Annotated in this window: 2 pseudogenes; one reads left to right on the top strand and one right to left on the bottom strand. The window is 70.6% G+C overall.

What is annotated here, in order from left to right:
- Positions 1-482 (top strand): annotated as a pseudogene (locus A5706_RS11255) (VWA domain-containing protein); the annotation flags it as partial.
- Positions 483-487: 5 nt separating this feature from the next.
- On the opposite strand, the pseudogene A5706_RS32190 reads toward A5706_RS11255, so the two are convergent.
- Positions 488-707, bottom strand: a pseudogene (locus A5706_RS32190) (hypothetical protein); the annotation flags it as partial.

Below are 707 nucleotides of genomic sequence, written 5' to 3' on the forward strand. Positions count from 1 at the left end.
GGTGGCGACACGTTCCCGTCGCGGTTGCGCTGCTGTCGCTGTTCCTGTTGACCGTCGCCCTGGCCACGCCTACGCATGACATGCGCATCCCGCGCAACCGCGCCTGCGTCGTGCTGATCATCGACATGTCGAACTCGATGCGCGCGACCGACGTCGAACCCAACCGGCTCAAGGCGGCCGAGCAGGCGGCCGGCAAGAAATTCGCCGATGAGCTGACGCCGGCCATCAACCTGGGCCTGGTGGAATTCGCTGCCAACGCCTCGTTGCTTGTGTCGCCGACGACAAACCGGGCCGCGGTGAAGGCGGCGATCGACGGGTTGAAGCCGGCGCCGAAAACCGCGACGGGGGAGGGCATCTTCACGGCGCTGCAGGCGATCGCCACGGTCGGCTCGGTGATGGGCGGCGGCGAAGGGCCGCCACCGGCGCGCATCGTGCTGGAATCCGACGGGGCCGAAAACGTGCCGCTGGACCCCAACGCGCCGTCGTGCGGGTCGCTGGGGTCCGTCGGCTTGTTCTCACCGCCGTCGGACAGCAGCACGATCCGCGCCGGCGGCGGCGTGTCCCCGCCGGTGATGGCCGCGGCGCCGACCGCGTGCAGCGCGGTGAAGATCGCCTCACCGGTCGCCGTCCCGTCGGCGAACTCGAGCTTCTTCAGCGCCTCGAGGGTCGCCTCGTGCTGCGGGGTCGGCGGCACCAGCAGGTAGGGC

It is taken from the genome of Mycobacterium sp. E796 (assembly GCF_001672815.1).
Classification (GTDB): domain Bacteria; phylum Actinomycetota; class Actinomycetes; order Mycobacteriales; family Mycobacteriaceae; genus Mycobacterium.